The sequence below is a fragment of the Paraburkholderia sp. GAS448 genome, assembly GCF_050435685.1.
In the GTDB taxonomy this organism is placed as follows: Bacteria; Pseudomonadota; Gammaproteobacteria; order Burkholderiales; family Burkholderiaceae; genus Paraburkholderia.
The window spans coordinates 15,545-38,535 of record NZ_JBNDKT010000049.1 but is presented as its reverse complement, the minus strand read 5'-3'; the positions used below and the strand labels follow the sequence as shown (position 1 = coordinate 38,535).

Sequence of the window (22,991 nt, the reverse complement as noted above, 5' to 3'; positions counted from 1 at the left end):
CGACACATCAGGAAAAGACGCGTCTTCGGCGCCTTTCTTTTGCCTACTTTTCTTTGGCAAGACAAAGAAAAGTAGGTGCCGCCCCGCACAGGGGCGACGCCAATAAACCACAAGCAAATCAAGGAAAGGCACCAAACCAAAACCAAAAAACTTGCGCAAACCCCCGGATGGGTGAATCATCAACGATTCCCGCCACCACAGCCAGCAGCCCGCAAAACCAGCCGCCTGCAAGGCAAAAAGCAACTGATCTCGCTATGTCAACAACCATCCCTTGCCCCGACGTCGAATCCCTCGACGCGATCCTCCCCGAAGAACCGCTGCTGATGATGGGCGCAGGCCCGGTGCCGATTCCCGCCGCGGTGGCCAAGGCGAACACGATCGTCATCAATCACCTCGGTGGCACGATGGTCAAGGTGATTGGCCAGGTCAAAACGATGGCGCGTTACGTCTTTCAGACTCAGTCGAAATGGGTGCTCGGCGTCGCGGGCCCAGGTTCGGCCGCGATGGAAATGGCCATCTCCAATCTCGCCTGGACGGGCACGCGAGTACTCGCGATCAAGAACGGTTTCTTCAGCGAACGGATGGCCGAAATGGGCCGTCGCGTCGGTGCACACGTCGCCATTCTCGACGTCGCCGACCGCTCCGTGGCCAGCCTCGAACAGGTTGCCGATGCGATTCGCCGCGAGCGTCCGGAAATCGTCACGATTGTCCAGGGCGAAACGTCGAACACGGTCTGGAATCACCATCTGAAAGACATCGCCGCGCTGGCGAAGGCAGCTGGCGCGCTCGTCGTCGTCGATGCGGTCTGCACGCTCAGCACGATGCCCCTCGAAATGGACGCCTGGGGTATCGATGCAGTGATCACGGGTGGGCAAAAGGGCCTGTCGTCGATTCCCGGTGTGTCGCTGATCGCGTTTTCCGATGCCGCCTGGGCGCGCGTCAAAGGCCGCAGCCAGCCGAATGCGCACTGGTGCCTCGATGCATCGCTCGCGGAAAACTTCTGGCACAACGCCGGCTATCACTACACGGCACCGGTGTCGGGCGTCCTCGCGTTGCACGAGGCGCTGCGGCTCGTGTGCGCGGAAACGCTCGAGAAGCGTTTCGCCCGCCATCTGAAGTGCTCAGTCGCTCTGCAGGAGGGCGTCACGGCGCTCGGCCTGCAACTCTATACACCGCGCGATTGCCGTCTGAATTCGGTGGTCGGTATTGAGGTGCCCGCGGGACTGAGTCCTGGCGACATCTGCGGCCACATCTCGCGGCAGCATCAGGTGGAAATCTCAGGATCGTTCGGCTTGCCGATCGTGCGCATCGGACAGATGGGCGAGCAGTGCCGGGAGCACAACCTGTTCAGGACGCTTCACGCGCTGGGCCGCACGATGGTCGATCTCGGCGTGGCAGTCGATCTGCCGGCGGGCGTGGCGGCGCTGGAGAAGTCGCTATCGGGTGGATCGCGCGCAACGGCTGCGCGCTGAAAGTGAACGGATACGCGTGCCGTGCTGGCGCGCGTATCGTCCGTTGACTATTGCGCGTGGGTCTAAGCGAGGCCTGCAGGAAGGTCAGGTCGCAGCGGGTGCATTCGGCACCCGCGTGTGGCGTAGATACAGCATGGTCGAAAGTGCGACGGCTGCGGCCGAGGCGACCGCGGCAAACAGAAACACCGACCCGTACCCGAACTCTCCGGCGATATATCCCGCGAGCGGCCCGGTAATCCCCAGCGACAGATCGAGAAACACGGAATAGGCCGACAGCGCCGCCCCACGGCTCGCCGGCGGCACGAGCGCGACCGCTTCGACACCTAGAGCGGGGAACACCAGCGCGAAACCGAAGCCGGTCAACGCTGCACCGGCAAGCGCAAAGTGAGGCTCAGGCGCGAGCCACAACATCAGCAAGCCCGCGCATTCAAACGAAAACGACGCTATCGCCACGCGAAACCCGCCATACGTCTTGATCGTATTGGCGAACAGGAGGCGTGAGCCGACGAACATGGTGCCGAACACGGTCAGCGAAAGTGCCGCGTTGGGCCAGTGCCTTGCGGCATAGAACAGCGTGATGAAGGTCGCAATGGAGCCGAAGCCGGCCGACCCGAGTGCGAGCCCGATCCCATGCGGTAGCACGCGGGTGAACACGCTGCGATACGACATCCGCTCGCCGTGTACGAGCGGCACCGCGGCAATCAACCGGGCGAGGTAGTAGCCAAGCGCAGCCAGGGCGACCACCACAAAGCCCAGCGCCTCGAATCCGACCTCATGAACGATCGCCACGCCAAGCGGCGCGCCGATCGCGAGCGCGCCGTAGGTGGCGATGCCGTTCCACGAAATCACCCGCGCGTTATTCGTCGTACCGACCCGGCCGATGCCCCACAGAATCGCGCCGGTGCCGCACAGGCTTTCGCCGAAGCCGAGCACAAGCCGGCTTAGCACCAGAAGCGTCAGGCTCGCCACGGACCAGCGTCCGCACAGCACGGCGAGCAGCAGCAGCACGCCACTCACCCCGCAGCCGATCAGGCCGATCGAGACGGTCTTCTTCGGCCCGAGCGTATCGGCCGAGCGCCCCGCGAGAGGGCGCGACGCGAGCGTTGCGAAGTACTGCACGCTGATGGCCAGTCCCGCGAGGATCGCGCTGTATCCGAGGTCGTTGTGTACGTAGCCCGGCAGGACCGCGAGCGGAATTCCGATCGTCAGGTAGCAAAGAAACGTGAAAAACACGACCGGAATGATATGGAGCGTGGTCGCAAATTCGCTGCGGGATGTGGCTGAGTCGGCAGACATGGGGAAAACGAGACTTGAAAACGGCAGGAAGCCGTGATTTTCCCATGGAACCGGTTCTCGTGCAGAAGCTGCTTAATAAATTCGCACTCAGAAAAACAGGTGCCGAACGCGTCTTGGGTCTTCAGCCGCGCAAATTCGCCTGGCGGCGCAGTTTGCACGCAATCCGCCGTGCCGACGTCGCTGGCAGAGAATCAACAAATTAACAAATAACAGTCTGAAAATGACAAATCGGCATAAGCGCGCGTGGAAATTCCTTACGCAATTTATCGCCCAGACGATATGTCCCGCATGCGATTCAGCCTATGGGTTGTGAATATTGATGATGTTAGTTTTCGAACCATTGCGTAGCACTGACCCCGTGGACGCACAAAACCGGGAAGAACCATGAGCCAGCCGATCCGCTTTTACCACCGCAACGCGATTCGCGAAGTCAGCGATGCGCCCGTCACCCGTACCGTCCTGCAGTACCTGCGCGAGGACGCGCACTGTACCGGCACCAAGGAAGGCTGTGCCGAAGGCGACTGTGGCGCCTGCACGGTCGTCATCGGCGAGCGCGATGAAGCGGGCGGCGTCAACTTCAAGGCGGTCAACGCCTGCATCCAGTTCCTGCCGACGCTCGATGGCCGCGCTCTGTTCACGGTCGAAGACCTGCGCCAGCCTGACGGCTCGCTGCATCCGGTGCAGCAGGCGATGGTGGACTGTCACGGCTCGCAATGCGGCTTCTGCACGCCGGGCTTCGTGATGTCGATGTGGTCGCTGTATGAGAAGCATGGCCACGAACACAGCTGCGCGAACAAAACGGTGCCGTCGCGCGCCGACATCAGCAACGCGCTGACGGGCAACCTGTGCCGCTGCACCGGCTACCGCCCGATCGTCGATGCCGCGGTGCGCATGTTCGAGGCGCCCGCGCCGAAAGCGCCGGTCGACGTTGCCGCGCTCGCCCGCACGCTCGCCACGCTCGAACGCGACCACACCTTCCACTACGAACACGCCGGCCAGCAGTTCGACGCGCCGCGCACGGTCGATACACTCGCGCAGATCAAGTCCGCGCAGCCAGCCACGCGCATTCTCGCGGGCAGCACCGACATCGGCCTGTGGGTGACGAAGCAGATGCGCGATCTCGGCAACATTGTCTACGTCGGCCAGATCGGAGCGCTGCAGCGGATCGCTACCTCGGCTGACTGGATGGAGATCGGCGCGGGCGTGACCGTCGAAAGCGCTTATGGCGAACTCGCGAAGCACTATCCCGAACTTACGGAAATGTGGCAGCGTTTCGCGTCGCTGCCGATCCGCAACGCGGGCACGCTCGGCGGCAACATCGCGAACGGCTCACCGATCGGCGATTCGATGCCCGGCCTGATTGCGCTCGGTGCGCGCGTCGTGCTGCGTGGCGGTGACACTGAACGAGAACTGCCGCTCGAAGAGCTGTACCTCGCCTATCAGAAGAAGGATATGGCCGAGCATGAATTCGTCGTCGGCCTGAAGGTGCCGACGCGCACCGCCGCCCGCAAGCATCTCCAGTTCCGCACCTACAAGATCTCGAAGCGTTTCGACTCCGACATCTCGGCGGTCTGCGCGGCGTTTTCGTTTATCGCCGATGGCGAGACGATCCGTGAACCACGCATCGCGTTTGGCGGCATGGCCGCGACGCCGAAGCGCGCGACGCACGCCGAAGCCGTGCTGAAAGACGCCGACTGGCACGAAGCCACCGCGCAGGCCGCGATGATCGCGCTCACGAACGACTACGCGCCGCTCTCCGACATGCGCGCGACGGACACGTATCGCCTCGACGCGGCGAAGAACACGCTGTATCGCTTCTGGCTCGAAACGCGTCCGCACGATCCGCTGCCGAAGGAAGCGCTCGACGTGCGCGCAGTGGAAGCCGCAGGCGCCTAAACAACCTCGAGGATACGGAGACCCATTCGAATGAACCAGCACGCCGAACCGTTCCTGAAGGACGCCCGAGAGCGCGAGGACACCCTCGCGAATTTCACCCAGGTCCATGTGTCGCGCCCGCACGAATCCGCGCATCTGCATGTGAGCGGCCGCGCCACCTATACCGATGACATTCCGGTCGTCGCCGGCACGCTGCATGCCGCGCTCGGTCTGTCGGCGAAGGCGCACGCGAAGATCGTGTCGATGTCGTTCGACGCGGTGCGCGCAACGCCCGGCGTCGTCGCCGTTTTCACGGCCGACGACATTCCCGGCGCCAACGACTGCGGCCCGATCATCCACGACGACCCGGTGCTCGCGGACGGCGTCGTGCAATACGTCGGTCAGCCGATGTTCATTGTCGTTGCGACCTCGCACGAAACGGCGCGGCTCGCGGCGCGCCGGGCGCAGGTCGTCTATGAAGAACTGCCGGCGATCCTGACCGCGCAGCAGGCGCGCGCCGCGAATTCGTACGTGCTGCCGCCGATGAAACTCGCGCGTGGCGACGCCGGCACGAAAATCGCGCGCGCGGCGCATCGCGATGCCGGCGAGATGACGCTTGGCGGACAGGAACAGTTCTACCTTGAAGGGCAAATCTCGTACGCGGTGCCGAAGGACGACGACGGCATCCATGTCTGGTGCTCGACGCAGCACCCGAGCGAAATGCAGCATCTCGTCGCGCACCTGCTCGGCGTGCAGTCGCATAACGTGCTGGTCGAATGCCGGCGCATGGGCGGCGGCTTCGGCGGCAAGGAGTCGCAATCGGGCCTCTTCGCCTGCTGCGCGGCGCTCGCTGCATGGAAGCTGCTGTGCCCCGTGAAGCTGCGCCCGGACCGCGACGACGACATGATGGTCACCGGCAAGCGCCACGACTTCCACTACACGTATCAAGTGGGCTACGACGACGACGGCCTGATCGACGGCGTATCCGTCGACATGACCTCGCGCTGCGGCTTTTCCGCCGACCTGTCCGGCCCGGTGATGACGCGCGCCGTCTGTCACTTCGACAACGCCTACTGGCTGCCGGATGTGTCGATCGCCGGTTTCTGCGGCAAGACGAACACGCAGTCGAATACTGCGTTTCGCGGTTTCGGCGGACCGCAGGGCGGCTTCGCAATCGAATACATCATCGACGATGTGGCGCGCTCGCTCGGTCTCGATTCGCTCGATGTGCGCCGCAGGAATCTCTACGGCAAGACCGAACGCAATCTGACGCCGTATGGCCAGACCGTCGAAGACAACGTGATCCACGAACTCCTCGACGAGCTCGAAGCCACCAGCGACTACCGCGCCCGCCGCGCCGCCGTGCGCGAATTCAACGCCTGCAACACGGTGCTGAAGAAGGGCCTCGCGCTCACGCCGGTCAAGTTCGGCATCGCGTTCAACGTCACGCACTTCAACCAGGCGGGTGCGCTCGTTCATATCTACACCGATGGCTCGGTGCTCGTGAATCACGGCGGCACCGAGATGGGCCAGGGGTTGAACACGAAGGTGGCGCAGGTCGTCGCGCACGAACTCGGCATTCCGTTCAGCCGCGTGCGCGTCACCGCGACCGACACGAGCAAGGTGGCGAACACCTCCGCGACGGCTGCATCGACGGGTTCCGACCTGAACGGCAAGGCCGCGCAGGATGCCGCGCGCCAGTTGCGCGAACGCCTCGCAGCGTTCGCCGCTGAGCGCTTCGGCGCGGGCGAGGTGAGCGCCGCGAACGTGCGCTTTGCCAACGATAGCGTCGTGGTGGGCGATGCCGCGGTGCCCTTCGAAGAGATCGTCGCGAAGGCGTATCTTGCGCGCGTGCAGTTGTGGTCGGACGGCTTCTATGCGACGCCCAAACTCTACTGGGACCAGGCGAAACTGCAGGGCCGCCCGTTCTACTATTACTCGTATGGCGCGGCCGTGTCGGAAGTCGTGATCGACACGCTCACCGGCGAAATGCGCGTGCTGCGCGCCGACGCGCTGCACGATGTGGGCGCGTCGCTGAATCCGGCGCTCGATGTCGGCCAGGTTGAAGGCGGCTTCATTCAGGGCATGGGGTGGCTCACGACCGAAGAACTGTGGTGGAACCCGGGTGGCAAACTGATGACGCACGCGCCGTCCACCTACAAGATTCCGACCGTCAACGACACGCCGCCGGACTTCCGCGTCAACCTCTTCAAGAACCGGAATGCGGAAGACAGCATCCATCGCTCGAAGGCGGTCGGCGAGCCGCCGTTGCTGCTGCCGTTCTCGGTGTTCTTCGCGATCCGCGATGCGGTGGCGAGCGTCGGCGACTACAAGGTCAATCCGGCACTCAACGCGCCCGCGACCAGCGAGGAAATTCTCAAGGCCGTCAACGCAGTGCGGGCCGCGACAGCGGATCGTCGCTGATAGCTGGAGTCGCGAAGATGCTGGCAATGAATGCAAACCCGCCCATCCGGATCGGCCGGCGCGGCCCGGCCGCACCGGTTCTGCCGCCGATGCACGTCGTGCTGTTCGGCGCGGGGCATGTCGGCCACGCGCTGGTCGCGTTGCTGGGGCGCCTGCCGTGCGTGGTGCAGTGGGTGGACGAACGCGACGAACTGTTCCCCGACGAAGTGCCGGCAAACGTGCAGATCGAAGCCACCGACACGCCCGACGCCATCGTCGACGACGCACCACAAGGCGCGTACTTCCTCGTGATGACGCACAACCACGCGCTCGATTTTTCGCTCGCGGCGCGCATCATGCGGCGGCGCGACTTCACCTACTTCGGGATGATCGGGTCGAAGACCAAGCGCGTGAAATTCGAGCGCAGGCTGATTGAACGCGGCATCGATCCGGAGCGGCTCTGCGAGATGACCTGTCCGATCGGCGTGCCCGGCATCGTTGACAAGGCGCCGACGTCGATTGCGGTGGCCGTGTCTGCCGAACTTTTCAAGGTGCGCTCGCAACAGGCGGTGCGTGTGCCTTGTGTCGCTTCGCTGGAAGGGGTTTGACGAAGAGCTATCACCCAATGCGGGTCGCACGCGTCTGCACGCCGCCTGCGTGCAGCGCCGATCGGCGCTTGCCCTTCGCGGTACTCAACTGACCGCGGAGGCCGCCTTCGCCGACAGGGCGCGCTTCCTCGCCCGCCCCGTCCCGCGCGTCACCAGTTCGTCCGACACCTGCGCCATCAATCCACGCAGCCAGCCAACATCGCTTGGCCGGTCCGGCTGCGGATGCCACATCTGATAACACTTGATGCGCGGGAACGCGATCGGCGCCTCCACGACCGCGAGCGGCAGGATGTTCGCGTAGTGCGTAGCGAAGCGGCGTGTCGTCGTAAAGATCAGATCCGATTGCAGCAGCACCTGTGGCACGAGCCCGAAGTAGGGCAGCGTCGTTACGATGCGCCGCGCAACCCCCGCTTTCGCGAGGCCGAGATCGATCGCGCTGGCGCTCGCGCCGGTGTACGGCGTGGGCGCGAGGTGCGCGGCGGCCAGATACGCTTCGCGCGTGAGCGGGGCCAGCGCGAGCGGATGATTGGCGCGCATCAGACAGACCACGGTGTCGGAGAAGAGGTCGCTGCGTTCAAAGCGCGTATCGGGCCTGGGCCAGTTGCCGATCACCAGATCGAGTTCGCCTGCGTCGAGGGCGGCCGTGTGGTCGAGCGTCGGATATAGCGAGTCGATTTCCAGACGCGCATGGGGCGCCGCTTCCCGGAAACGTGCGATCACGGTCGGCATGAAGAAATCGTTCAGATAGTCGGGCGCCGCGACCCGGAATGTGCGTCGCGAGCGCGCCGGATCGAAGTCGCCGTGCGGCGTGGCGACGAAATCCACGTCACGCAGCACCCGCTGAGCCGAAGCGAGCAGCGACTCGCCATATTCAGTCGGCACCATGCCGGCCTTGCCCCGCACGAGAATCGGATCGTTCAGCGTTTCGCGCAGTCTGCGCAAGGCGGTGCTGATCGCGGGCTGCGTCTGGTTCAGCCGCAGGGCGGTTTGCGTGACGCTGCGCTCGACGAGCAGCGTGCGCAGCACGCGCACGAGCCAGATATCCAGAGAGGCGGCGGTGTCGTCCATACTCGGGTAGGCAGATGGGCCGGCAAGATCAGCAGGCAAGGGAACCCAGGTAGTGTGTCGTATGGAACCGGGCGCGAGGCGCGCAAAGTCCCTGACCGAAGTCCATAACCTTAGGCCTCTTCGCCACGCGCCGGCCATAGCGGACGTCGTATGGCCGGCATCACGGGAGAGTAGAGCGGCCGCTGCCCATCGTGCCCCGGCGCCGCGTCATCCACATCAGCCGCGCTGGCTGGCGAAGCGTCAGCCGGCAGCGCGCGTCACTCGTCTTTCTTCAGACCTGACGGCAGTGTACTGATCCGCTTCACTTCCTTCGAGTCCAGCCAGTTGGGTGTGCGCGCGCAGTACAGCACCATTGGCAACGCGTCCTCGCCCCAGAAGAGCTGTTTATTGAGCCAGAAGGTCGGCACGCCGAACACGCCTAGCGCGGCTGCGTCGGCAGTGTTCCGGCGCAACTGTTCCTTCGTTTCCTCCAGTTCGACGAGTGCAGCGCCGTCCGGCGCACCCACGCGCTCACACAGCGCGGCAAAGCCTTCGTCGGTGGTCGGATCACGGCCGTCGTGCCAGATGAAGCGGAAAATCTCGAGCGTGCACGCGACGTCCGCCTTCAGTGCAGTGGCGAGCCGCATGACCTTCGTCGTATCGAACGGATGAGCGGGTGGCATCTTGAACGGAATGCCGAGCTGCTCCGCCCTGAACAGCGCGTGCCGGTAGATGAAGACACGCTTCTCCGGCACGTCGGACGCCGGGAGTTGCCCCCAATGCCTGTACAGGTCGGCCAGCACCACCGGCGTAAATACAAATGGCATCCCCGGCCACTTGTCGTGCTGTTCGAGCAGCAGATACGTGAACGGCGAACCAACGTCGTAAAACCACAGCGGGTGCCTGGGGTCGATAGGCTGAGTCATGTGGGTCTCCCTGATTTCCCTGTTCCCAGGGCGCAATGTCTGCTCGCCTGGCGATTCTGATTAGATCTTACGCAAACGCGCACCCCAATGCAGCGCGCTTGCATCGCTTTATCTTTTCAGCGCGTGCCTAATGGGTAGGTTGCCGGTCGTTCAAGCCGGCTGGGCTGGCGGAGCGGTGCGGTCGTCGCTGCCGCCGGCCCCGGATGGCCCCGCGTCAGACGACGCTTGCGGCGTCTCCTCCGTCGCCGTGTCGAGCGGATGAATGAGGCGCTGGCGGACAAAGCCGATATGCTCGCGCAGCACGTAGAACTGGTCGGCGTATGCGAGCGGCATCTTGAGTCCGTTGACCGAGTCCTCGATTGCATCGATCCGCGCCAGTAGCGCCTTGCGGTCCGCCGGTGACGTTTCGCCCATCGCCTCCCGCTCGATCGCAATCAGCGCGCCGTACCAGCGGTAGATGCGCGATTTCACGCGCCACGCATACAGCGACGGCACCAGCCGCATGCCCGGAATCAGCACGACGATGATTGGGACGAGCAGCACGAGCAACCGGTCGGCGAGGCTCGCGAGCCAGAACGGCAGCGTACGGTAAAGAAAGCTCTTGCCCGACTGGTAATAGCGCGCGGCGTCGTCGCTGATCGGGAAATCGTGTGCGAGCGGCGCGGGGAACTCGCCGGCGCGCTGGAGGATGGTCGCCTTGCCATGCACTTCGCGGGCCGCCTCGATCAGCAGATCGGAGAGCGCCGGATGCAGCGAATCGCGCGCGATCAGTTCGGCGGTCGGCGCGACCGTGTGGATGTCGAGCGCCGGCTGGTTCCGGCCAAGGTCGAACGAGCCCATCGGCAGCGTGACCGCGGTCAGGTAAGGGAAGCGCCGCGTGAAGGCGTCGATCTGCGTGAAGCTGTAGAACGTCACGTTCGGCGTGCGGTAGAGCTTGCCCATCACGGGCGGCTGCGCGGAGTCGCCGGTCAGAAACGCCGCGTCTATCTTGCCGTCGATCAACGCCTGCGCGGCGTCGTCGCCGGAAAGCGGCAGCAGCTTCGTCGCCCCGCCCGGGGTGATGCCGTTCGCCTTCAGCAGCGTGAGTGCGAGTTCGTGTGTGCCGCTTCCTTCGGCGCCGATGGCGATGCGCTGGCCCTTGAATTCCGACAGCCGCGCGACGAACGGGCCGTGATAGAAGATCGCGAGCGGGATATACGACACGCTGCCGAGCGACATCACCCCCTTGATCATGCCCGGCGGCGCGATGCCGTCCTGCACGAAGCCGACATCGACCTTCGAGTTGGGATCGGTGAGGCGCTTGAGGTTGTCGAGCGAGCCCTCCGACGACAGCACGTTGAGCGTGATGCGGTTGCGCGCGAGGATGGCCTTGTACTGCTGCGCGGCGTTCCAGAACGTGCTGCCTTCGGGGCCCGCGCTGATGGTCAGCGTGCTGGGCGGCGCCGGCTGGATGAGGCGCACGGCGAGCCAGATCGCGGCGGCGCTGATGAGCAGGATGGGTCCGAACGACACCGCGAGGTCACGCCACGAAATGGCCACGAAGCGGGCGACGAGGCGAGGTGGTTTCCGTCTGGCGGGGCTGGAGGAGTCGTTAGGATCGGTAGGGCCCTGAGGGCCGTTGGGAGACTTCATCGGATCGGCTGACGGCTGATTGCAACAGACGGTGAAAGGTCGCCACGTCCTGCGACAGGGCGGGCGGGGCATGCTCGCGCCGATGGTACCTGAGATTCGTCCCGCAACGGCACTGCCTGGCGGCCGCTGCCGGGACAAACGCGTAACAAAACGTGAAACGAGCGTGCAGCCGGTGCGAAACGGATGTCAAACGGATGTCAAGCGGGCGTCAAACGCGCCGAAACCCAGGCGTGAAATGCGGTCGCGTTGCGCAACCGCTTCGTTTCACGTGACGAAACAGTATCCCGTAAACCCTTTGCGCTTCTGTCGCGCGTGGATTAAATTGGCATCGCTGCCGCAATCAGCCATTGCGCAGCGCGACCCGGCGTTCAGAGAAGAACCGGGCGTGCTGTGCGATTTCGCGGCAGGCTGGCCAGCGCTCCGCCCAGCGGTTCGCGCCGGCCGCTGCCCCGCTTGCCTCTCGCAATCCGTGTCGAAGCCAAAGTCGGCCGTCGCAAAGCTGCGCCCCGTGAGCGCCGCGACGGGCCGCCGGTAGTCGTAACGAAGCCGCTCGGTTGATGCGGTCCAAAACCGAAGTAAAAGGAGAAATCATGAAATCGGTCGACTTTTTGAAGGCGTTGGGTGGAGTCGTGTGTGTGGTGGTGGCGTGCAATGCGTACGCGCAATCGAGCGACGCCATGGAGGCGAGCGGTACGATGGCCGCTCCCAACGCGAAGAGTGTGAAGAAGGCGGATCATTCGCTCGGCCTCGCCGTGCGTAAGGCGCTCGCCAAGGGCAATATCGACGTGTCGAGCGTGGACGTGCGGGCGCGCGGCGGCGTCGTGACGCTGACCGGTAAGGTGCCTGAAGCCGACCAGATCGAAAAGGCGGGCACGCTGGCGCAGGGTGTCGCTGGCGTGACTTCGGTCACGAACAAGCTGACGCAGAAAGAGCAGTAAGCGGCAGTTCGCCGGTGGCGGGCAGGGTGCCCGGAATGCCCTGAAGCGTCCTGACGACGCCGGTCACGCCTTTGTCACACAGCCTCGCGCGGGCGGCTGGGGCACGGGTGCCGATGGTGAATCTGATGACGAGCGGGTCCCGGTGAAAACCGGGGCCCGTTTTTACCTGTGAGAGACGTGTTCCTGTCCTTCGTTCAGGTGGGCCGTGCGATCCCTGCCAGGGCGGCAGCGCACGCGCCGGGGGCGCCAGTTCCGGCCGTTGTTTGAAGCGGGTCTCGCAGTGTCGCGTTAGTCCTGAGTGTGTCGGGCCACAGAAGATCTGTTATTCGCGGCATACTGTGATAACGCCTGATGCGAACTCCGCTGGAGGAACGACATGGAACAGCAACAGGGTTTCCGCGAACTGCCGGCCGGCGAGCAGGCGGCGTTCGAACTGGCATGCGAACGCTACGGCTTTGCGCCGACGCAATTCGAGATCACGGGGTTCACCGAAGAGACCGACGTTGCGCACGGCCGTTTTGTGACGGTCCGGCGCTACGGTGGTCGCGCGCAGTCTTATCACGCGGACTGCGTCGGCCAGTGGGTCAGGGAGTTCGAGGTCGACCTGACCTGCCGGTTCTTCAAGTAGCGGCGCTGGCCGCGGCCCGGCCAGCTTCAGGCATCGTCATCAGGCCATCACCAGCTTCACGCCGACGAGCGTCAGCGTGGCGGCGAGGATGTTGCGCAACAACGCGTCCGGCGCCCGTGACGACAGATAGCTGCCGAGCGCGATGCCCGGCAGCGAGCCCACCAGCAACGACAGCAGCAGCGACCAGTCGATCGACCCCAGCAGCCAGTGGCCAGCGCCCGCGAGCAGCGTCAGCGGCACCGCGTGGGCGATGTCGGAGCCGACGATGCGCGTCGTCGGCAGTGTCGGGTACAGCAGCAACAGCACCGTCACGCCGATTGCGCCGGCTCCCACCGAGGTCAGCGACACCAGCGCGCCCAGCACGGCGCCCGTCAGGATGGTCAGCCAGAAGGTGCGTACCGGAGCAGGCGCCCGCTGGTGGCGCGCCGCGAAGGCGGCAAGTTGCGGCCGGAACACGAGCGCCACTGCGGTGATCAGCAGCGCGACGCCGAGCACGATCTGGATCAGCGAACTCGTACGCGGGCTGTCCATGCCATAGCGATGCAGCAGGATCAGCGTGATGGTTGCAGCCGGCACGCTGCCGCAGGCGAGGCGCAGCGTGACACGCCACTCGATCGAGCCCTTCAGCCCATGCACGAGCGTGCCCGTCGCCTTGGTCGCGGCCGCGTAGAGCAGGTCGGTGCCGACAGCGGTTGCCGGGTGGATGCCGAACAGCAGCACGAGGAGCGGTGTCATCAGCGAGCCGCCGCCGACGCCTGTCAGCCCGACGAGAAAGCCGACGCCGAGGCCGGATGCGGAATACAACAGGTTGATATGGGGTAGTGACATCGTGCGAACCGCGGGCGGCCTGATCGGGTGGCGAACCGCGTCGAACGCGATGTGCCGGGGTGGACACTCGAGGTCGTGCGCGGTGAAAATTCGCTATTGTCGCAAAAACCGGCGGTATCGCGTATTGGGCGCGCGTCATGGCCGGCATCGCACCGTCTGTTTTCGTTGGCCGCAGATGGCTGCGAGACACGTCCGCTCTCGTCCCGCACACCGATAAAAATGAATCCCGGCGTCGTCTACGCATTTCTCGCATTCACGCTCTGGGGGCTGTTTCCCCTCTATTTCAAGGCTCTGCACCAGATCTCCGCGCTCGAGATGCTCGCGCACCGGATGGTCTGGTCGATGCTGTTCCTGTTCGTCGTGCTGACGGTGCGTCAGCAATGGCGCTGGCTCGGCCCGGTGCTGCGCGACCGGCATCTGCTCGGGCGCTTCGCGGCGAGCGCGGTGCTGCTGTCGACCAACTGGGGCATCTACATCTGGGCTGTCAACGCGGGGCATATCGTCGAGGCGAGTCTCGGGTACTTCATCAATCCGCTGATCAATGTGCTGTTCGGCCTCGCGTTCCTGAACGAGCGCCTGCGTCGCGTGCAGTGGCTGGCGGTGGCGATAGCTGCGGCCGGCGTGCTCTGGCTGACGTGGGAAAACGGCCAGCCGCCGTGGATCAGCCTTGCGCTGGCGGTCAGCTTCGCGGGCTACGGGCTCCTGCGCAAGATCGCGAAGCTCGGCGCACTCGAAGGGCTGACGCTCGAGACCGTGCTGCTCTTTCCTGTCGCGTTGCTCTATCTCGCGCTCCTCGCCTTGCGCGGGACGAACGCGTTTGTCAACGCTTCATGGGGCGTCGAGGTGCTGCTCATGCTGGCAGGGCCGATCACGGCGATCCCGCTGCTGCTTTTTGCGGCGGGCGCCCGGCGCATTCCACTGTCGATGCTCGGCCTGATCCAGTATGTGACCCCGACGTTGCAGCTGCTGATCGGCGTCGTGATCTATCGCGAGCCATTCGGTCAGGTCCAGCTGATCGGCTATGGCGCGATCTGGGTTGCGCTCGCGGTGTATTCGCTAGACGGGCTGTGGCGCGCGAAATTCCGTCGTGCATAGCGTAATGCGAAAGGCGCGCGGATAGCCAGGGCGCGTGACCCGGCGGGGCGCGGAGCCGGTGCTATTCGCAGGCGGTGCGTAGCGTCCGGTTGCCAACAAGTAGCGAAATCTTTTGTTCGCGTTGTCGAAGTGCCGTTCGCCGGCACGTCATTGTATTGAGCGCAAATTGCGTTCGTACCTTTGAGAGACAGCCATGAACTTCACGATGCCGCTTTGTCAAACGGCTGCCGGCTTCGCACGCCACACCGACCCGGATGCCCGAAAGCGCGAGGCTTCGCGTGGGACGGACGCCTTTGCCAACGCTTCGTTGAGCACCGAGGCGTTGCTCATGCTGGCAGGTCTCATCGCCGCGATCCCGCTTCTGCTCTTTGCGCCTGGTGCGCGGCGCATTCCACCGTCGATGTTCGGCCTGATCCAGTATGCGGCCCCGACGTTGCAGTTCCTGATCGGCGTCGTGATCCATCGCGAGCCATTCGGTCAGGTGCAGTTGATCGGCTTTGGTGCGATCTGGATTGCGCTCGCGGTGTATGCACTCGACAGGCTGTGGCGCGCGAAAGTCCGGCGCGCATAGCGTAATGTGAACAGCGCCTGGCTGAAGCGGGCAAGCAAGGCGTGCGGATAAACAGGGCACATGGTAGTGGGTGGGGCGCAGAGCCGGCGGCATTCTCGGGAGGCGCGTCGCATCAGGTTGCCGACAATAGCAAAATATTTTGTTCACGTTGTCGAAATGCCGTTCGCCGGCACGTCATTGTATCGAGCGCAAAATGCGTTCGTACCTTTGAGAGGACAGCCATGAACTTCACGATGCTGATTTATGAAACGGATGCTGGGCTTGCTCGCCGCACCGAACCGGACGCGCAAAAGCGCGAGGCTTACTGGGCGGCCTGGCCGCTCTACGTGCAGGCGCTGCACGAGGCCGGTGTGTTCGTCGCGGGCGCGGGCCTGCAACCGCCGGAGACCGCCACCACGGTGACGCTGGGCGATCAGCGCCGGGTCCAGGACGGCCCGTACGCCGACACCAAGGAACAGCTTGGCGGCTATTTCGTCATCAACGTGCCGGATCTGGACACCGCACTCGAATGGGCCGCGCGCATTCCCGCGGCGCCTGGCAGTGCAATTGAGGTACGCCCGAACCTGGAGCGTCCGGACGGGGGAGGATGTGCAGTCGAAGCGGAAGCTGCCCGTCACGCGACGTAGATTCACCGGCGATGAACGACCCGCATCGCGCCGTCGAACGGGCGGCGCGCGATTCGTATAGCCGGCTCATCGCGTTTCTCGCGGCGCGTTCGCGCGATGTGGCTGCCGCGGAAGATGCGCTTTCCGACGCGTTCCACTCTGCACTCGAAACGTGGCCGCGCACCGGTGTGCCCGAGCGGCCCGAGGCCTGGTTGCTGACGGCCGCGCGGCGGCGGATGATTGATTCGGCTCGCCACGCGCGCGTGCAGGTCGCGGCGCTTCCCACACTGCTCGCGATCGCCGACGAGGCGCAGGAGCTCGTCGTCAATGCGCTCCAGTTTCCCGACGAGCGTCTGAAACTTCTCTTCATCTGCGCTCATCCGGCGATCGATGCAGCAGCGCGCACGCCGCTGATGCTGCAAACCGTGCTGGGCCTCTCGGCCGCACGGATCGCCTCGGCGTTTCTGGTGCAGCCCGCGGCGATGGGGCAGCGGCTCAGTCGCGCGAAAACGCGGATCCGCGACGCGGGCATCGCCTTCGACCTGCCGAAGGCGAGCGAACTGCCGACGCGTCTCGACGCGGTGCTCGAAGCAATCTACGCCGCGTACGGCAGCGGTTGGGACGACATCGCGGGTGCCGATCCGCGGCGCCATGGCCTTGCTCTCGAAGCGACCGATCTCGGCCGCCTGTTGCTGCAACTGATGCCCGATGAACCGGAAGTGCAGGGCCTGCTTGCGCTGATGCTGTACTGCGAATCGCGCCGTGACGCACGCCGTGGTGCCATCGGATGTTATGTGCCGCTGTCGCAACAGGACGAGAAGCGTTGGTCGCAGCCGATGATCGACGAAGCCGAGTCTCTGCTGGCGCTCGCGAGCCGCGCGGGCCGCATCGGACGCTTTCAGCTCGAGGCGGCGATTCAGTCGGTGCATGCGCGGCGGGTGCTGACCGGACATACCGACTGGGAAGCGATTGCGCTCTTCTACGAGGGCGTCGTGCGTGTTGCGCCGACCATCGGGGCGCTGGTCGGCCGTGCGGCAGCGATCGCGCAGGCGCGTGGGGCGGACGCCGGTTGGGCGTTACTCGAAGCGATTCCGGCGCAGACTGTCGTGAGCTATCAACCGTACTGGGCGTTGGCGGCGCATCTGCTCACGCGCATGCAGCGCATGACGGAAGCAAAGGCCGCACGCGATCGCGCAATCGGCCTGTGCGAAGACCCGACGATGCGTGAGTTTCTGGTGAACGAAGGGACAGCGAACCACTGAATTGACGGAGACGGCCGACGCGTAAAACGCTAACGACACACGCGGGAGCTTTGATTGACCTTCCTGATGCCCGGGCGGACCGAGCCGCCCGGATGCCGTTTTTTTATGCGGCCCAGCGAGCCCTAGCGCTTCTTCTCCGTTTCGGACAGACGCGGTGCTACCTTGATCGGATTCGCGCTCAGCGGACCCGAAGCGGGCGTTGCCTTCTTCGGCTGCTTGGGTTTTTTCGCTTCGCGATTGCTTCTTAGTTGACCTTTTGCCATGACCCTGCTCCCGTTGTTGTGGACGCTCGCCAGATGGTTCGAGCACCTCCCTAGTGTGCGCTGATTCGGCCTTGCTGTCGCGCATCATTTTTGCAAACGGAGGTCGATGAATTCGCTGCGGTGTCCGTTCCAGATGGGTCGTCGATGTCTGCGAAAAGCCATTTGAACATCTGTGAGCGCATTCCCCTTCCTGGTCCGGCCGGTTCGCTTGCGAACCCCCAGGCGAAGCCGACCGGATCAGGAGGGGGTCAAGCGAACGGTTTGGCTTTTGTCTTTTTGGCGGCCGACTTCCGGGTATGCTCCTCAGTGCCTTGTGCGTCTACGTACGCCCGTACCGTTTCCAGCGTCGCTCCGCCGACACTCCCGACAAAGTATGCGCGGCTCCAAAACAATGGCTTTCGGTAGAACGGCGCCAGGTGATCCGCAAACCGGTTGCGGGTGCGCCTGGCGCTCGCTGTCTTCAGGTTGTTAATCAAAACCGATATGTCCAGTGCTGGATGGATGTCGATCAGCAGGTGCACGTGATCCGCTTCGCCGCCAAATTCCAGCAGCTTGCAACGCCACGCGGCGAGGATTTCACCAAATGCCGCCTCAAGGTATTCGAGCAGGTCGGGCGATAGCGTCTTGCGCCGGTATTTCGTCACGAAAACGATATGTAGCTTAAGGTTGTAAACAGCATGAGAGCTCGATCTGTTGGTATTTTCCACTTTTGCGCCTTAACGGGTCAGTTGTGCTAGTCTAGCAGTCATGGAACGCCGCAAGGTCACCTTCAAGCTGTATCCGAACGCCACTCAGGCCGATCGTCTGACGGGTTGGGTCCGCTTGCACTGTGAGCTGTATAACGCGGCGCTCGAGGAGCGGATCAGCGCATACCAGAAGCACGGCAAGTCGATCAGCTATTACGAGCAGCAAAACGTGCTTCCCGAGGTCAAGGCGGCCCGCCCGGAGCTCGTCGAGCTCGGTTCGCACGCGCTGCAGCAAACGTTGCGCAAACTGGATCTCGCGTTTCAGGCGTTCTTTCGCCGTGTCACGGCAGGGCAGACACCCGGGTTTCCGCGCTTTAAGGCCAGCAGGCGGTTTTCAGGTTTCTGCTATCCAGATCCGGCCGGCTGGAAACTGGCGCAAAACGGCACGCGTGGCGCAACGATTCGCATCGGCAGCGGCAAAGACGCGATGTCGATCCGCGCTCGGGGCCGGCATCGTTTCGGCGAAGGCGCCAAGGCCAACGATCTGACGATCACGCGTAAGAACGGCGAGTGGTTCGCGTCGGTCACGCTGCGCGTATCGGAACACGCATGTGCCCGCGCACGTACGGGCGACGCTCATCGAGGCGTCGACTTCGGACTCAACGACTGGGCGACGTTCGACAACGGCGAGACGATCGCCAATCCGCGATTCGTGCGCAATGAGATGCCGCGCATGGCGGACCTACAGCGTCAGCAGGCGCGCAAGAAGCGCGGATCGGTTCGCTATAAGCGGCTGGGAAAGCAGGTCGCCAAGGTGCACGCATCGGCAATCTTCGGCGTGAGTTCCTCCATAAGGCGACGTCGCGCATGGTCGCGTCGTGCGCCGTCATCGCCACGGAAGAACTGCGCACACAGAACCTGAGCCGTTCGGCCCAGGGCACGCAGGAAAAGCCCGGTCGTATGGTCAAACAAAAGGCCGGACTGAATCGCGAGATTCTGTCGGCCGGGTTGAGCATGGCGCATAACATGCTTGCGTACAAAGCGGTAGAGGCTGGTACGCGACTGCACGTCTCGAACACGCGCCAGTTAAAGCCGTCGCAGCGCTGCGCCGCGTGCTGGAAAATCGCGCCCAAGACGCTGGCGCAACGCATGCACCTGTGCACGCACTGCGGACACACGGCACAACGCGACCAAAACGCAGCGTCGGTCGTCCTGATCGATGCGCACACGCCTGGAACGGGCGTGGCGGCGAGACCGAAACCGCTGGCGCGGCAACGCGCCAAGTCAAAGTCTGTGACCCGCGAAACCCCCGCTACAGCGTCGCAAGACGCTTAGCGGCGGGAGAGTTCATCACTTCAGTTGCTGAACAATCGGCCGAATTCGGTCAGCGCGGCTTTTCCGTCATCTTCGGTTTGCAGTCCGCGGCATTCGAGCGTCTGCAGAAGCTGACGCAACTCAATCTCGCAGCAGTCAAAGCGACGCTCAACGAAGTACAAGATTCGCTATCGTCGGGGCAGCTGACCTCATCTGCGATCACCGCAAGCGCAGGTCTCTCGCAGCAGTTTGTCGATCGCGGCGCGGCGTATGCGCAGCACGTCCAGGAAATCGAGGCGAAATTTCAGGGGGCGGCCATCCAGGCGGGCCACACGCTGTACGAGCAGGGCAATGCGATGTGGGCACAAGTCGCAGGCAGCGTCGGAGGCGGTGAGCCGTTCGGATCGAACGCGCTGATTGGCGCGATGCAACCCGTCATTTCTGCAATTAACCGCTCGCTCGGCGTGATGCATGAGTCCTTTCGCTACGCGAATGGCGCACCGTTTGGTGAGCGCAATCTGGTCCCTGTCGAAGCATGAGCGACTGCCGCGCACCATCCGGCTGTTAGCAGAAAGAACTGCGAATCGTGCAGGTGATCGCCCGAGGTTCCAGCCCCCCGATGGGAGGCTGGAAGAACACTGGATAACCACCGGTCGCAGTGACGATTCCGCTTGCTTTGCGGGGCTTTTACGCGCACTGTCAAAGATGTCCGATGCATGTGGCCGCCCTGTTTCGCATCGGCATCCGAATACCTTCAATGACGGTCAGCTTCCAGGAGCGCGTCATCATGGCCATTCCCATCATCGAATACAAAGGGCACGAACTGCGTGCCTATTCACACCAGCTCTTTCCGCCGCATGGCGACCCGTTCGCCAAAGGTCCAAGACGGTTTTCTTCTGTTGTGCGAATCGACTCGATTCCGTCAACGGGCGCCGAGCCGCGGCGTTACGCCACGCAATTTGCAGCAGCAGATCCGACTGGATCGGTCGATGCGCTGAACCTTGCGATGCAATACGGCAAGGACATCATCGACGGCAAGGTCGAGGCGCCCCCACTGTGAACCCGGCGAGTCGAACGCGGCTCGCATGTTGGAGGTCTTCGGCTCGAACGGAGTCAATCATGCAATACCCGCTGTATGTCGTTCGCGAAAACGGTCGCGATAGCAGCCGCGACGGCGCGACGACTTTTCGCGCGATTTTCCCTGATTTTCCCGGCGCCGGCGCTGGGGGCAGTTCGTTCGAAGAACTGGAGCGCAACGCGAAGCAGGCTGTCGAGCGAATGTATGCGCATAGCGACGAACTGATTCCCGCGCCTACCGACGACGCGCAACTGCGCGCTTTCGAAGAGCGCGGCGACGACGGCATGTGGGTGTACGTGGACATCGACCTCACCTGCATGACGTCGAGCGCTGTGGGGATCAAGTTGAGCGTGCCAGAAGCCCTTTTGAAGGAAGTCGACGCTGTGGCCCGCGAGCGCCGCATGACGCGCGCAGCGTTCATGACTCTGGCTGTTGTTCATGAGCTGGAGAGGCAGTAGAACTGGCAGGTGCCGAACGCGGCCCCTGTCGCATCGCGAAGCGGTTTCGCTTCATAGAGGGAGTAAAGCATGATCGATGACCAGGTAAACGAGGAAGAAATAGCAGCGAACAGGAAGATGCGCGAAACCGCCAAGGCAGCCGAGGATGCGCACGCTGCGCAGGACGCAACAGATGACGGCATGCCGGACGCGCCGGAAAGGAAGACGGCTTCCGCCGTGCGGATTCAGTACAGGACGCCCCGGCACTGGATGAAAAACACGAAGAAGTGGTTCGGTGCGGGCGACCGTACGTAATCGAAAAAAGTCTACGCCTCTCAGGCAGAGCGCAGATTCGCCTCTACGCGGCGAAAGCAGGAAGACCGGCGAAGCGCCGGTTTTTTTATGTTTGACCAGTTTTTGATCCATCGCCCGCTCGGGTGCGGCACGATCCGCTGTCGGTTAGCTCGACACCACAGGTTGGCTCGAGGCAGCCGCGCGTTCGCCGACCGTCGCAGCCCTTATCAAGAGAAACCCTGATTGCTGCGACGAATGGGCCACTGGTATCGTTCGCTGGTCTTGTGGAAGCGCTTCCACCCAGCGCTCATTCAACGGTTTCGCGTGAGGAAAATTCGTGGCTAACGACGTATCCGCTTTGCCTGTCGACCCGTTTTCGCCGCCGGCCGACTCCGCGCTCTGGCGCAAGGATTTCCTGCTCGGCGCCGCGACGGCGGCCTACCAGATCGAAGGCGCCGTCAATGAAGACGGCCGCCTGCCGTCGATCTGGGACACATTCTCTGCAACCCCTGGCAAGGTGCTGGCCGGTGACACGGGCGCCGTTGCCTGCGACCACTACCATCGCTGGGAATCCGACCTCGATCTGCTGTCGGCACTGAATGTCGACGGCTACCGGCTGTCGATTGCCTGGCCGCGTGTGATGGACGCAGCAGGCCGGCCGAACCAGAAGGGTCTCGACTTCTATAAGCGTCTGCTTGGCCGCCTGAAGGAGAAGGGCCTCAAGACCTTTGTCACGCTGTATCACTGGGATCTGCCGCAGCATCTCGAAGATCGCGGCGGCTGGCTCAATCGCGACATCGTGTACCGCTTCGGCGACTATGCCGATCTGATGAGCCGCGAACTGGCGGGCCAGGTCGATGCATGGGCGACGCTCAATGAGCCGTGGTGCTCGGCGTATCTCGGCTATGGCAATGGCCATCACGCGCCGGGCCTCGCGAACGGGCGTTTCGCGACGCAGGCGATGCATCATCTGCTGCTCGCCCACGGCAGCGCGATCCCGGTGTTGAGGGCGAACGATCCCGCGTCGAAGAAGGGCATCGTCGCGAACGTCGGCCGCGGCACGGCGAATTCGGATAGCGAGGCCGATCGACGTGCAGCGCATCTGTTCGAGGTTCAGCACAACGCGTGGATTCTCGATCCGCTCTTCAAAGGCGCGTATCCCGAGGATCTTTTCGAACTGTGGCCCGGCACCGATCCGCTGGTGCTGGAAGGCGACATGCGGAAGATCGCCGAGCCGCTCGATTTCCTTGGCATCAACTATTATTTCCGTACGAATGTGAAAAGCGACGGCGCGCACGGCTTTGTTGAAGTGCCGCTGGCGGGTGTCGAGCGCACCCAGATGGGCTGGGAGGTGTATCCCGATGGTCTGCGTGACCTGTTGATCGGGTTTAATCGCACCTACGCCGGCTTGCCGCCGATCTACATCACCGAAAACGGCATGGCGTCGGACGACCAGGTGATCGACGGCCGCGTCGACGATCCGCAGCGTATCTCGTTCCTGAGGCGCCACCTTGCCGCCGTCGATGCGGCGATCAAGGCGGGGGTCGATATCCGCGGCTATTTCGTGTGGTCGCTGATGGATAACTTCGAATGGGCGTTTGGCTATGAGCGGCGCTTTGGCGTCGTGCACATTGATTACGACACACAGAAGCGCACCCTCAAGCACAGCGCGGAACTGATCGCAAAGTTTCTGGCAGAGCGCAACGCACGCTCCTGAGTTCACTGGTTTTTCA

Annotated in this window: 24 protein-coding genes and 1 pseudogene; 16 read left to right on the top strand and 9 right to left on the bottom strand. The window is 63.6% G+C overall.

The features are described from left to right. A pseudogene (locus P3T23_RS42095) lies at nucleotides 1–243 on the bottom strand (hypothetical protein); the annotation flags it as partial. A gap of 11 nt (nucleotides 244–254) precedes the next feature. Here P3T23_RS42095 and P3T23_RS42090 point away from each other — a divergent pair. Then, nucleotides 255–1,472, top strand: a complete 1,218-nt coding sequence (locus tag P3T23_RS42090; RefSeq protein WP_429321969.1) for a pyridoxal-phosphate-dependent aminotransferase family protein — start codon at nucleotides 255–257, stop codon at nucleotides 1,470–1,472. Between the two features lie 84 nt (nucleotides 1,473–1,556). On the opposite strand, the gene P3T23_RS42085 is transcribed toward P3T23_RS42090, so the two are convergent. Next, a complete protein-coding gene (locus tag P3T23_RS42085) occupies nucleotides 1,557–2,768 on the bottom strand; it encodes an MFS transporter (RefSeq protein ID WP_429321968.1) in 1,212 nt (403 codons plus the stop codon). Between the two features lie 384 nt (nucleotides 2,769–3,152). Between P3T23_RS42085 and xdhA the strand changes: the two genes are divergently transcribed. From xdhA to xdhC, 3 genes are read left to right on the top strand one after another with little or no spacing between them, the layout of a single operon-like run. Further along, nucleotides 3,153–4,664, top strand: coding sequence for a xanthine dehydrogenase small subunit (gene xdhA / locus P3T23_RS42080; protein WP_429321967.1), 1,512 nt, complete (start codon nucleotides 3,153–3,155; stop codon nucleotides 4,662–4,664). A 30-nt stretch (nucleotides 4,665–4,694) separates the two neighbouring features. Further along, nucleotides 4,695–7,067 (top strand): xanthine dehydrogenase molybdopterin binding subunit, encoded by a 2,373-nt coding sequence (gene xdhB / locus P3T23_RS42075; RefSeq protein ID WP_429321966.1) that lies wholly within the window; start codon nucleotides 4,695–4,697, stop codon nucleotides 7,065–7,067. Between the two features lie 26 nt (nucleotides 7,068–7,093). Then, complete coding sequence (gene xdhC, locus P3T23_RS42070; protein WP_429321971.1) at nucleotides 7,094–7,654, top strand: xanthine dehydrogenase accessory protein XdhC; 561 nt, start codon at nucleotides 7,094–7,096, stop codon at nucleotides 7,652–7,654. Between the two features lie 84 nt (nucleotides 7,655–7,738). On the opposite strand, the gene P3T23_RS42065 is transcribed toward xdhC, so the two are convergent. From P3T23_RS42065 to P3T23_RS42055, 3 genes are all read right to left on the bottom strand, one after another. Continuing rightward, on the bottom strand, nucleotides 7,739–8,722 hold the full coding sequence (locus P3T23_RS42065) for a LysR family transcriptional regulator (protein ID WP_429321965.1): 984 nt from the start codon (nucleotides 8,720–8,722) through the stop codon (nucleotides 7,739–7,741). 257 nt (nucleotides 8,723–8,979) lie between these two features. Next, nucleotides 8,980–9,627 carry a 2-hydroxychromene-2-carboxylate isomerase gene (locus tag P3T23_RS42060; protein WP_429321964.1) on the bottom strand — a complete coding sequence of 216 codons (648 nt, stop codon included), beginning with the start codon at nucleotides 9,625–9,627 and terminating at the stop codon, nucleotides 8,980–8,982. Nucleotides 9,628–9,777: 150 nt separating this feature from the next. Then, nucleotides 9,778–11,259: a TAXI family TRAP transporter solute-binding subunit gene (locus P3T23_RS42055; protein WP_429321963.1), complete on the bottom strand. Its 1,482-nt coding sequence runs from the start codon at nucleotides 11,257–11,259 to the stop codon at nucleotides 9,778–9,780. A 590-nt stretch (nucleotides 11,260–11,849) separates the two neighbouring features. On the opposite strand from P3T23_RS42055, the gene P3T23_RS42050 reads away from it, so the two are divergent. Further along, nucleotides 11,850–12,197, top strand: a complete 348-nt coding sequence (locus P3T23_RS42050) for a BON domain-containing protein (protein ID WP_429321962.1) — start codon at nucleotides 11,850–11,852, stop codon at nucleotides 12,195–12,197. Between the two features lie 376 nt (nucleotides 12,198–12,573). Continuing rightward, a complete protein-coding gene (locus tag P3T23_RS42045; RefSeq protein WP_429321961.1) occupies nucleotides 12,574–12,825 on the top strand; it encodes a hypothetical protein in 252 nt (83 codons plus the stop codon). Between the two features lie 39 nt (nucleotides 12,826–12,864). On the opposite strand, the gene P3T23_RS42040 is transcribed toward P3T23_RS42045, so the two are convergent. Next, nucleotides 12,865–13,653, bottom strand: coding sequence for a sulfite exporter TauE/SafE family protein (locus P3T23_RS42040; RefSeq protein ID WP_429321960.1), 789 nt, complete (start codon nucleotides 13,651–13,653; stop codon nucleotides 12,865–12,867). A gap of 219 nt (nucleotides 13,654–13,872) precedes the next feature. Here P3T23_RS42040 and rarD point away from each other — a divergent pair, with 219 nt between their 5' ends. The 4 genes from rarD (at nucleotide 13,873) to P3T23_RS42020 (ending at nucleotide 17,186) form a co-directional block, all read left to right on the top strand. After that, complete coding sequence (rarD, locus tag P3T23_RS42035) at nucleotides 13,873–14,748, top strand: EamA family transporter RarD (protein WP_429321959.1); 876 nt, start codon at nucleotides 13,873–13,875, stop codon at nucleotides 14,746–14,748. 193 nt (nucleotides 14,749–14,941) lie between these two features. Beyond that, nucleotides 14,942–15,319 carry a hypothetical protein gene (locus P3T23_RS42030; RefSeq protein WP_429321958.1) on the top strand — a complete coding sequence of 126 codons (378 nt, stop codon included), beginning with the start codon at nucleotides 14,942–14,944 and terminating at the stop codon, nucleotides 15,317–15,319. Between the two features lie 221 nt (nucleotides 15,320–15,540). Then, a complete protein-coding gene (locus tag P3T23_RS42025; protein WP_429321957.1) occupies nucleotides 15,541–15,945 on the top strand; it encodes a YciI family protein in 405 nt (134 codons plus the stop codon). Between the two features lie 11 nt (nucleotides 15,946–15,956). After that, nucleotides 15,957–17,186 (top strand): RNA polymerase sigma factor, encoded by a 1,230-nt coding sequence (locus P3T23_RS42020; RefSeq protein ID WP_429321956.1) that lies wholly within the window; start codon nucleotides 15,957–15,959, stop codon nucleotides 17,184–17,186. A 122-nt stretch (nucleotides 17,187–17,308) separates the two neighbouring features. Here P3T23_RS42020 and P3T23_RS42015 read toward each other — a convergent pair whose 3' ends face one another. After that, the gene (locus P3T23_RS42015; protein ID WP_429321955.1) at nucleotides 17,309–17,449 is read right to left on the bottom strand and encodes a hypothetical protein; all 141 of its coding nucleotides are present in this window, start codon (nucleotides 17,447–17,449) and stop codon (nucleotides 17,309–17,311) included. A gap of 248 nt (nucleotides 17,450–17,697) precedes the next feature. Then, a complete protein-coding gene (tnpA, locus tag P3T23_RS42010) occupies nucleotides 17,698–18,156 on the bottom strand; it encodes an IS200/IS605 family transposase (protein WP_429321954.1) in 459 nt (152 codons plus the stop codon). 40 nt (nucleotides 18,157–18,196) lie between these two features. On the opposite strand from tnpA, the gene P3T23_RS42005 reads away from it, so the two are divergent. The 5 genes from P3T23_RS42005 to P3T23_RS41985 all read left to right on the top strand — a co-directional run bounded on the left by P3T23_RS42005 (nucleotide 18,197) and on the right by P3T23_RS41985 (nucleotide 20,985). After that, nucleotides 18,197–19,057, top strand: coding sequence for an RNA-guided endonuclease InsQ/TnpB family protein (locus P3T23_RS42005; protein ID WP_429321953.1), 861 nt, complete (start codon nucleotides 18,197–18,199; stop codon nucleotides 19,055–19,057). After that, nucleotides 19,003–19,470 (top strand): zinc ribbon domain-containing protein, encoded by a 468-nt coding sequence (locus P3T23_RS42000; RefSeq protein ID WP_429321952.1) that lies wholly within the window; start codon nucleotides 19,003–19,005, stop codon nucleotides 19,468–19,470. Before P3T23_RS42005 ends, P3T23_RS42000 begins: the two co-directional genes overlap by 55 nt. Before the next feature lie 14 nt (nucleotides 19,471–19,484). Further along, nucleotides 19,485–19,988 (top strand): phasin family protein, encoded by a 504-nt coding sequence (locus P3T23_RS41995; protein WP_429321970.1) that lies wholly within the window; start codon nucleotides 19,485–19,487, stop codon nucleotides 19,986–19,988. A gap of 119 nt (nucleotides 19,989–20,107) precedes the next feature. Then, entirely contained in the window at nucleotides 20,108–20,509 is a 402-nt protein-coding gene (locus P3T23_RS41990) for a hypothetical protein (RefSeq protein WP_429321951.1), read from the top strand. Nucleotides 20,510–20,568: 59 nt separating this feature from the next. Then, nucleotides 20,569–20,985, top strand: a complete 417-nt coding sequence (locus P3T23_RS41985) for a type II toxin-antitoxin system HicB family antitoxin (protein WP_429321950.1) — start codon at nucleotides 20,569–20,571, stop codon at nucleotides 20,983–20,985. A gap of 51 nt (nucleotides 20,986–21,036) precedes the next feature. On the opposite strand, the gene P3T23_RS41980 is transcribed toward P3T23_RS41985, so the two are convergent. Beyond that, complete coding sequence (locus P3T23_RS41980) at nucleotides 21,037–21,390, bottom strand: hypothetical protein (RefSeq protein ID WP_429321949.1); 354 nt, start codon at nucleotides 21,388–21,390, stop codon at nucleotides 21,037–21,039. A gap of 205 nt (nucleotides 21,391–21,595) precedes the next feature. Between P3T23_RS41980 and P3T23_RS41975 the strand changes: the two genes are divergently transcribed. Continuing rightward, nucleotides 21,596–22,975, top strand: a complete 1,380-nt coding sequence (locus tag P3T23_RS41975; protein WP_429321948.1) for a GH1 family beta-glucosidase — start codon at nucleotides 21,596–21,598, stop codon at nucleotides 22,973–22,975. The last annotated feature ends 16 nt before the right edge of the window (nucleotides 22,976–22,991 follow it).